General features: G+C 27.3%; 6 protein-coding genes. All 6 read right to left on the bottom strand.

All coding sequences use genetic code 11. The features are described 5' to 3' along the window. Positions 1 to 478: 478 nt before the first annotated feature. Positions 479 to 1,840: a TIGR00366 family protein gene (locus CSGHG_RS06760; protein ID WP_010293656.1), complete on the bottom strand. Its 1,362-nt coding sequence runs from the start codon at positions 1,838 to 1,840 to the stop codon at positions 479 to 481. 1,457 nt (positions 1,841 to 3,297) lie between these two features. After that, positions 3,298 to 5,625 (bottom strand): cell wall-binding repeat-containing protein, encoded by a 2,328-nt coding sequence (locus tag CSGHG_RS21805; protein ID WP_010293657.1) that lies wholly within the window; start codon positions 5,623 to 5,625, stop codon positions 3,298 to 3,300. A gap of 253 nt (positions 5,626 to 5,878) precedes the next feature. Further along, a complete protein-coding gene (locus CSGHG_RS06775; protein ID WP_010293658.1) occupies positions 5,879 to 6,571 on the bottom strand; it encodes a hypothetical protein in 693 nt (230 codons plus the stop codon). A gap of 182 nt (positions 6,572 to 6,753) precedes the next feature. Then, complete coding sequence (locus tag CSGHG_RS06780) at positions 6,754 to 7,368, bottom strand: hypothetical protein (protein ID WP_010293659.1); 615 nt, start codon at positions 7,366 to 7,368, stop codon at positions 6,754 to 6,756. 1,941 nt (positions 7,369 to 9,309) lie between these two features. After that, positions 9,310 to 9,813, bottom strand: coding sequence for an RpnC/YadD family protein (locus tag CSGHG_RS24130; protein ID WP_235700109.1), 504 nt, complete (start codon positions 9,811 to 9,813; stop codon positions 9,310 to 9,312). Beyond that, positions 9,782 to 10,345 (bottom strand): Rpn family recombination-promoting nuclease/putative transposase, encoded by a 564-nt coding sequence (locus tag CSGHG_RS24135; protein ID WP_235700110.1) that lies wholly within the window; start codon positions 10,343 to 10,345, stop codon positions 9,782 to 9,784. The genes CSGHG_RS24130 and CSGHG_RS24135 overlap by 32 nt, the downstream gene beginning before the upstream one ends. Between the last annotated feature and the right edge of the window lie 571 nt (positions 10,346 to 10,916).

Here is a 10,916-nt window from a genome sequence, read left to right on the forward strand (position 1 = left end):
TTATCAACTTAACGCTTTAAATTTCAATTTAAACTTATGCTCTTATCAAATGAAAAAGTTACTATTCTCACAATACTAATGGATGTGGCTTGTTCAAGTTGATGTTTTGTTAATAATTCTAGTGGTACTTTTTATAAACTTATAACAAAATTTGATGAATAAATTTAAATATAAGTTTTTATACCCATATAAGAAACCCATTCTAATTATAGTATATTTTTACATTTTTTCAACTTATTAGATAAATTATTCTGTTAAAATAATTTAAACTAAGCCCTATGCTTAGTTTTATAATCTGCTATATAAATTTCTGTCACTAATTAGTTTAATAATTTTTAAATATACTCCTTATTAGTATAAACGTATTCTTTTCACTAAAACTTTAGTGTATATAGATTTTTCTATAAATTTATCACTTTAATAACTTATTTAACCACAAAAAAAGAAACTGGAAATCCAGTTTCTTTCTTTTACTCCCCTAAAATATAAATCCGCACAATAAAAATCCTAGTATTATTATTATTCCTGAATATATAAGGTCAACCAAACAATATCCCATTATATCTTTCGCTCCAAGACCAGCTATTCCTAGTGCAGGTAATGCCCAGAATGGTTGAATCATATTTGTCCAAGCATCTCCCCAAGCAATAGACATAGATGTTATTGCTGCTGGAACTCCTAAAGCCTGACCTGCTGGTAACATTATAGGAGCTTGTACTGCCCATTGTCCTCCACCAGAAGGAACAAAGAAGTTAACTATACCAGCACTTAAGAATGAGAATATTGGAAATGTAGTCTTAGTAGATATAGATACAAATCCTGTTGATATAACTCCTGCCAATGATGCTCCATCAGCATTAGCGCCTATCATCATTCCTGTTATTCCTGCATAGAATGGGAACTGAAGTATAATTCCTGCTGAACCTTTAGCAGCATCCCCTATTGCTGCAACATAATTTCTTGGTGTTTTATGAAGCAATATACCAGTAAATAAGAATATAGTATTTACAATATCTAAGTTTAGATTAAATCCTTTAGTTATAAAATAATAAATTATATAAGAAAATCCTAAAACACAAAGAAGTATTGATATTACAGGGCTTGTCTCAATTTTATCTGCTGGCGTAACCGCTACAGAACTTGCAACTTCTTCTTTAGAGTCCTCTAACAAAGATGGATCTATAATAACAGTATCCTTTTCACTTGGATGCATAGCTCTATTAACAAGTGGTAATGTTATCATAAGTACTATTAAAGTTATTAACATAACAGGGTTAAATATAGTCTCACTTGTTGGTATAGCTTTATCTATAACCCCTCTAGTTAATTGCTTAACATCTTCTCCACCACTTGCTACAGTTAATGGAATAGAACCAGAAAGTCCTGCATGCCAAACTAAAAATCCAGAATATGCTGATGCTATCAATAAACGATAGTCAACCTTCTTAACTTGACTTGCAACCTCTTTTGCAAATATAGCTCCTATAACAAGTCCAAATCCCCAGTTAATCCAACATGCTACTAATGAAATAAAAGTAACTATTATAATTGCTTGAAATTGATTTTTAGGCACCTTCGCCATTTTTTTTAGTAATTTGTTAAAAGCTGGAGCATTTGCAAGAGCATGTCCTAAAACTAGAACTAATGCCATTTGCATAGAAAAGGCTAATAATGTCCACATTCCATTTCCCCAGTGTCCAACCATTTGAACCGGTGTTTGACCTGTTAAAATCATACCTAGAACAAAAACTAAAACTGTAAGTACTGCTGCAAAGATAAATGGGTCTGGTAAGTATTTTTGAACTAACTTAACACAACCATTTGTAAATTTTTTAAACATAACACACCCTCCTCTTGCCTAAGCAATTGAGAATTAAGAGTATTACTAATTTTGTATAGTTATTTCATTTATTGCGACTAAACCTATTTCATTTAAAATTCATCTAAAGCTACATATATTACAAAAACAAATACTTTGATTCCACCTCTCATTTCTTAATTACCTAAAACCTATTTGATTTTTTCTTCCTTGAAATTTATAGCAAAATAATATTTATTAATGCATTAAATATATAAAAAATAAAATTAAAATTATTTTGCTATATATCTCTGAAATTAAATTTTAATTTTGAGCAGCAAAAAAGTGAGCATATGCTCAAGTTCAATTTAAAATCAAGAAAATATATAATTTCTTGAACAAATTAAAAGTGGGAATATTTCACTATATTTGTTTTTCAATTCAAAATAATTATACAATTCTACAGCATATTTTTCAACTTATATATCTAAAAAATACAAAACCTTACAAATTTTTCACTAAAATTTTGTTATAACCTAATATTTTTCTATTATTTTTTTGAAAATCTCTTAAAATTTATAACTAATAACTTATTTTTAGTTATTACTACTCTCTTTGTTCCTAATAATACTAAACGCATTTTTAACCCTAGTTCTGATAACAAAATCTAAGTAAGTAAGTAAGCCTCTAAAGTTCTACCTCCATTACAAGAGGGACTTTTTCAGTTAAGAGATAAGAGTGAATAGTTAACAGTTGTGGTTATTACTATTCGCTTCGTTCCTAGTAATTCTCAACGTATTTTTTAATTTAGTTTTATCTAAAGATTTAAACAAGCAATGCCTCTAAGCATTGGCTCCATAACAAATGGGACAGGCACGGTAAGCTATATTTTCTTCGCTAATATCTGATGCTCTCCTATTTTTTTTATTTTTCCACTAATAAATCAAAGCCAGTCCCGAACCTCTACGCAGCAAAGCTGCTATTTTAGGACCGGCTTTGATTAACTTAAATCTTATTGATGGCCTTTTGATTTAACTGTGACAATCACTTATGGAAAACATACTTTGATACGCCTGTCCTTCTTGTTACGGCTGTATACCTTGAATTTAGCTTTGGCTAATTTTATCCCTCAAACTCAAAATTTACTCCCTCTAATTCAAAGAAACTGGTGATCCAGTTTCATCCTGAACTCTTAACTCCTAACTATTTAAGGGACTGGCTAACTTTTTTTATTTACAGTAATTAAATTATAAGAGCTGCTCTCTATTTTATGGGTATACACCTTTCGTGCCTGTCCCATTTGTTACGGTTGTGAACTTTGAATATAACTTTTGTTTGTTTTATACCCTCAACTTAGAATCTACTCCCCTAAATTCAAAGAAACTGGACTAAAGTCCAGTTTCCTCCTTAACTTTTAAATGTTAACTATTAACTCTTAACTATCTAAACTCCAGTTTAATCCATAATTGTCTAACATCTAGACAACATCTTAGTATTTTTTACCACTGATATTTATATGAAACATATTCCTCTTCTAAAACGCGTAAAGTATAACCTTTTAAATCTACATTATACTTCTTAACTACTTCAAAAACTTGTTGTGATACTTCATTCACTGTCATTCCAAGTTGTGAAATATTTAAATTTAATACATCATCTTTATTTAAAAGAGAATTTTTTATTACTTCATCTAATTCTTCCTTACTATAAACTCTTACAAATTCATTTCCATTAATATCTGTTTCTAAAACATTCATGTTTTCAGCAGAATATTTTGTTCCATTAGCAGCTGGGAAACTTTGCTCATATTCGCCTCTTATATGATCTTCATTAAATTTTGCATCATTCAAATTAAAGTATCTATGGGAAACCTTTAACATTCTATCACTAGAATTTGTGTAAGTAGGGTCGTCCCAAGTAGCATCAACATTATACCACTGTCCATCATCTAATTTAACCATGTTCCAAGCATGTCCAACATTGCCTTCTAAATTTCCTGTAACATACTTACACTCTATACCCACAGCTGTTAATAGTTCATACATTGCCTTTGCATAACTTTCACAAACCCCTATTCCATCAATTAAAACTCCATATGAATTATGGTCTTCTGGAACATATATTCCCTGTTCATAATTCTCAACATCATATTCAGCATTTTCTACTATATAATCATGTATGGCTAATTCCTTTTCTGCACTACTCATATCATCAATTATAATATTTTTTATAATTTCATTAACTTTAACTTTTACTGCTGCTTTTTCCATATCCATAGTTTCTTTATCTAAAGAATACTTAAAATTTATATTTAAAATTCTTTCTGAACTATTGGTACCACCTGAAATACTTGCTTCTGCACCTGTATATCCATAGTTTATATCTGGATTCTCAATAAGAACCTCATTAATTTTTTTCAGGTTATAATCATTATCATCATAATTACTTATCTTTAAAACTAAATTATTATCAAACTTTTCTAGTGCTGTTTTCAAGGCGGCTTTATATTCCTCCTGTGAATTTACAACTACTGTTTCATCTCCAGTAATACTTTTTTTCTTCACAGTAGCATAAAATTCTTTTATATCAGAAATTTCACCCTTACTTAAAGTCGCTGTTAGTTTTACAGTAGTATCTTTTAATATTGGTCTTCTTACTTTTCCTTCACTGCTTATAACTACATTATTACTACTTGACCACTTTATACTTACATCTTTTTCACCTTTTATAGGTAAATTCAAATTATCCGTTACATTTGACAAATTACCTAATGTTAAATTTTCTTTTGCCCATTTAACATCTTCACTATCTGTATTAGGAGTTTTTTTTGATTTTATGCTCTTAATTAATTCATCTGATACAAACTTTTCTCCACCTAAAGCAATTATTTTAGTTTTATCTGTGACTTTTTCTTGTAAAACATTTAATGTTTTTTCAGTAATCTCATTGTTAGTTAAAACTATTGGTCCATTAGTATCTCCAGCCAATACTGATGCCGTTAACGAATCCACTAAATGATTATTATTTCCATTGGCTATATAAATACTTTCTAAATCACTAGAATAAAACTTTTTAATAACTTCACCATTGGTTTCATATCTATCTTTTCCAAATATTCTTTCTGCTTTTAAGCTCTTTATTAAACTTTCTGACAATAAAGTTTCTCCACCAATAGCATAAACCTTTTCTGCATCATAAGTTACACTTTTTAATTGTGATGAAATATTATATCTATCCTCTGCTAAAATTATTGGCATAGAATTTTTAGATGCTATTGGTGCTATAGAAAGTGCATCTGGTATAGCACTTCCTGATACCAAACAAACATTTTTACAATCACCATTTAAACTTTTATATTCTTCTAATATATTTAATGCTGTTTCGTATCTATCTCCTCCCCCTAACCTTACAGTTAATATGCCATTTAATAAAAGTTCTAATTCAACTTTACGAGAAATATTAGACTCTCCTGTTGGTATATATACTTTTTTTACATTTCTACTTTTTAACTCTTTTAAAACTTCACTATTTACTTTATCTTTTAAATCATTTAAAAGAATAGGTGCCTTTAATTCATAAGCCAATGGTGCCACTGTTAAAGAATCAACTAAATTCTTATCAGGAGCTGGTGCTAGAATAGCTTTATTTATATTTAAAGAATTATTTTTATAAAATTCTTCTGCTACTTTAATTGAAGTTTCTATTCTATTCTCTCCTGCCAATCTTATAACTTCACCCTCATTATCTACAGCTAAAACAGGAATAGTAGTTAAAGATAACATACCTGCAATGCAAAGACTTAATAACCTTTTACTTTTTAATATCATAAATATTGCCCCTTTATATAATAAGTATTTTAAATTCACAATAACCTAATTATTATATCGTAAATTCATACTAAAATTTTACACTATAACAATATAACACTTTACAAAAGTTCAAAATTAAGCCTTAAATTATAAATAAAAGTTTTTTATTCATAACACATTTCAACTGATTTATCTACCACTACTCTGGGGTTCCATGTTGACTTTTAAAATCAAAACAACACCTTAAATATTTAAGATGTTGTTTTAATAATTATTCTATCCAGTTATATTCTTGAACTCTATTATTATTTTGCATAAGATATGCTGGAACATAGCCTTGATTTGGTAGTTCATATACATTTCCTGAACTTAAACCTACTGCATATACCATTGACCATTCTAAATCTTGTGGTGCAGCAAAACAGATGAAATCTTCCTCTGGTATTCCCCAATGTTTTACTATCTCTTTCCAATTGTTATTATTGCTATCTTCTATTATTCCAACAGTATGTCCTTCTTCTAAAAACTTCTTAACAAGATTTACATTTGCTATTAAAAGCTCTCTTGCCTCATCTGCTGTTATAACTTGATTTTGAGGTTCTTCTTTTTCTTCAATTTTTTCATCTACTTGAGATTCTCTATTTTCCTCTTTATTTTCATCTGATTCTTTTACTATTTCTTCTTCATATTGTGGTTGTTCTACTATATTTTCATCTATTTGGTTTTCTTTTTGAATTTCTTCTTGATTTTCTTCGATGTCATTACAGCCACTAATATTAGTTTTTTCTATATTGTTAGTGTTATTTTCCACCTTTAATTTTTCATTAACCTTAGTATCATTTCTCTTTTCCGTACTTATAGTTATAGTATTAGCTTCTTTATTTTTAGCATTTTTTGTTGGATATGCACATCCAAGTAATGTTAAAGCACAAAGTAAAATTGATATAATCTTTTTAAAATTCATAGTATAATTCCTCCTGAAATAAATCCAAAATAATCTTTTGATTAATATAAATAAATTAATTCTTTAATATAATAAAAATATTCATGCTCACATTTTATAATTTTTTTATTAACTACCTTCTTTTCTATAAATTTAAGTACACTTTTACTAAGATAAAATAATACACAATGTATAATAAAAAACTATTCTTTCCACTTATATTCTTTTACTCTTTCCCCATTTTCCATAACATATGCTGGTACACCGCCTTGACTTGATATTCTATATACATTCTTTGAACTCATTCCTACAACATAATTTCTTATTACATGGGAGTCATTCTTTAATGTAAAATATATAAATTCCTCTTGTGGAATATCCCAATGTTTTGAAACATCACACCATCCCATATCAGGTGAATATTCTACTTTATTTAAAATTCCTCCATCTTCTATGTTCTTTAGAACATCTTTTGAATCTGCAACCTTTATAAGGTCTTTTGCACTTTCTTCTGTTATTGTTTCATCTTTAGGCTTTGATACATTTTCATTTGATGTTTTTTCTTCTGTTATTGTTTGTTGTTGTTTATTTTCTACTGCACCATTTTCTTTTTGTGAAACGTTTTCTTTATCTTCACTATCTGTATTCTTTTTTTCATCTTCCTTTTTAGTTTCTTCTTTTATTTTATTATCGTCTTTTTTCTCAGTACTTTCAGTTTTAGGTTTAGTTTCTTCTTTTTTATTTTCTTCCTTTGAAGAACTACATCCCACCAATGTTAAAGTACACATTAAAATTAATAAACCCTTTTTAAAATTCATGGTATAATACCTCCAAAATTAACTATTTTTGTTTTAACATTAATGTATAAAATAGTATATATTTATTTTATGTTTTTAAATTATTTTTTACTTTTATATGTTTTTTGTAATATGTTAGAGTTTTTTATTTAAAAAACTCCAAAATGAAACATAAATTTAATAAATTCTTCTTTAAATGTACACTTAAAATTAATTTCAACATCATTGTACTGCTAATATGTAAAATAGTACATAGTTTTTTAAAAACTGTAACTATTTTGTAATTTAAGACTTTAATACAATAAAGTTCTTTGTAATTTACTGTAATAATAGTAATATTAATTCCATAAAAAAAGACTATTTAATCTAACTTTTCTAGATTAAATAGCCTTACGTTATAAAGTAATTCTCAATTATCATATTTCTTATATCCAACTTTCTTTATTATTATTGTATTAATTTTCTTCCATCAACTAATATGCCTATAAATAATATTTTTAAAATCTCTATTGATAAATCTAAAAATTTTTTCATTAATTTTCCACCTTTCTTTTGTTAATCTAATTATATTTATTTTAATATGTTATTTTAATTATTATGCTAACTTTCTTCCATCAACCAATACCCCTATAAATAGTACTTTTAAAATTTCCATTGTAACTTTTGATATTTTTTTCATAATTCATTCCGCCTTTCTTCTTTTTTATTATTTATTTAATTTTTTTATTTTGCTAAACTTTTAGCATCTACTAATACCCCTATAAACATTACTCTTACTATTTCCATTGTTATTTTTGTTACTTTTTTCATTCATCTCTCCACCTTTCCTCTTGTTGATTTAATTATATTCTCTTTGCTTTAAACTAAAAATTTATTTGGATTAAAATTAGATTTCATCTTTGTAATGTTTTCTTATATTAATGTAATAACTTTCTTTCATTTACCAATACCCCTATAAATAATACTTTTAAAACTTCCATTGTAACCTTTGATGCCTTTTTCATAATTAACTCCACCTTTCTTTTTTTATTATTTAATTGATTTTTTATTTTGCTAAGCTTTTAGCATCTACTAACACCCCTATAAACATTACTCTTACTATTTCCATTGTTATTTTTATTACTTTTTTCATTCATCTCTCCACCTTTCCTCTTGTTGATTTAATTATATTCTCTTTGCTTTAAACTAAAAATTTATTTGGATTAAAATTAAATTTCATCTTTGTAATATTTCCTTATATTAATGTAATAACTTTCTTCCGTCTACCAATACCCCTATAAATAATACTTTTAAAACTTCCATTGTAACCTTTGATACTTTTTTCATAATTAACTCCACCTTTCTTCTTGTTGATTTAATTATATTTTCTAAATCTTAATAGCAAATAACCGTAATCTTAACTAAACATTAACTTTTAACTATCTTAAGGACCGGCTTTGATTGCTTTAGGTTTTATTGATAACTTTTCGATTTCACTGTAAAAATAACTTATGGAAAATATACTTTGGTACGCCTGTCCTTCTTGTTATGGTTACACATTTTGAATCTAGCTTTTGTTTGTTTTATACCCCCAACCTAGAATTTACTCTATTAAATTGAAAGAAACTGGTGATCCAGTTTCATCCTGAACTCTTAACTATTAATTATTAACTCTTAACTATTTAAGGGACTGGCTAACTTTTTTTATTTATGATAACTAAATTTAAACAGATGCTCTCTATTTTATGGGTATACACCTTTCGTGCCTGTCCCATTTGTTACGGCTGTAAACTTTGAATACAACTTTGTTTAATTTAATATCATAAACTTAGAATTTAATTCCTATAGTTCAAAGAAACTGGCAGCCCAGTTTCAACCTGAACTATTAACTTTTAACTCTTAACTAACTAAACTCCAGTTTCCTCTATCATTGTCAAATGTCAATTAAAAAAGCCAACCTCTTATTAGAGATTGGCTTTTTTATTATTGTTTTCTATCTTTTACTTTATTAACTTCATCTAAACTTACTTCTAATGTTTCAGCTATGGTTTCAGCATCCATACCTTTTTTCAACATTAACCCTATTGCTTTTTCCATACCCTTTTCTATTCCTTTTTCTATCCCCTTTTTTTCAACTTCTGGATCATATAATGTTTTTGTCATTGTAATCACCTCTTCTTCTATTCTTTCATCTTTAAAGTAATTTCTATTTAAATATTCAATTAGGTTTTGTATTGCAAGTAACATTTTATGAAAATCTTGATGTAATATCTCATTTTCTTGCAACAATTCTTGTGATTCTTTAGCTATTTTTGATGCTATTCCTCTTGCCTGTAGTGATAATTCTTTTATTCTATTTATATCATTTTTTCTTTGCGCTTTGTCTAACTCTTTTCTTAGATTAAATAATTGTAGTGGTAGTAATGGGTACATCTTTTTCTCTATAAGTTCTTCATCAGTGTACTCCCAATATTTTATTACTGGCACTGTATATATTATTTTTTTGATTATCAGAGAAAATTATTCTTAATTTTAGTATGTCTTCTATTTCTCTATTTTCTTCAAAGAATATTACCCTTTGTCTTGGAAAGTATATTGTTTTTATGTGATCTTGAGTATTTTTATTCTGATTATTTGTATTTAAATCTTCTTTTCCTTTGTTAAATCCATATTCAAACATCCTAATAACCATTGTATTATCATTCTTAGTTTGAAATTCTATATGGTAGTTCACTTTACTGTCATCTTGGTTTAACATGTTAAAAAACACATCACCTCTAATTATGTTTAGGTCACTATCCACAAACTCATTATTACTTACAGAAATTTTCACTTCATCAACATTAAAGTTTTCATTAAATACTCCATTTAATAATTTAATTAATACTTTTTCTGATGTTGAAAATAAGTATTTTAATACAATATCTAATTTTACTTTATCTTTCTTTTCATTTCCTTGTTGTCGTTCTATTAAAAGCTCCTTGTTATGCTTTTCTTCATCTATATGTTTATTCATCATTTCACTACTTTCATTAGTTAATTTTTTATATTTATAATATTCTTATACTTATATTATATCTAAATTATTATATGTTTTCACTACCTCATAGTTATATTTTTAGGGAGCTATCACATTTTTTATTTAACTTATGGTTATTACTATTCGCTTTACTACTAGTAATGCTAAACGTATTTTTGAATCTAGTTTTACTAACAAAATCTAAGTATGCAATCGTTCAAAGTTTTACCTCCATTACAAGAGGGACAGACGCGTAATTGGCTACTTTCCTATTCTTTTGGATATATACTTTTGTTGATTTTAGTTTCTCTCCAATAGTACTCAAAGTCGGTCCCCATCACCAGTTTTAGCAACACATCTAAGCAATCAAACCCTTACAGTATTAGCTCCACAACAAGTGGGACTTTTACAGTTAAAAGTTAATAGTGAATAGTTAACAGTTATGGTTATTACTAATCACTTCGTTCATAGTAATGCTAAACGTACTTTTTTATATAAATTTGCAAAGCAAATTATATGATTAGATTTAAAAGAAAATGGTTACCACTTTCATCCTAAACTCTCGGACGGC

Origin of the sequence: Clostridium senegalense JC122, from assembly GCF_000285575.1 — a bacterium.
Taxonomy (GTDB): Bacteria; Bacillota; Clostridia; order Clostridiales; family Clostridiaceae; genus Clostridium_J; species Clostridium_J senegalense.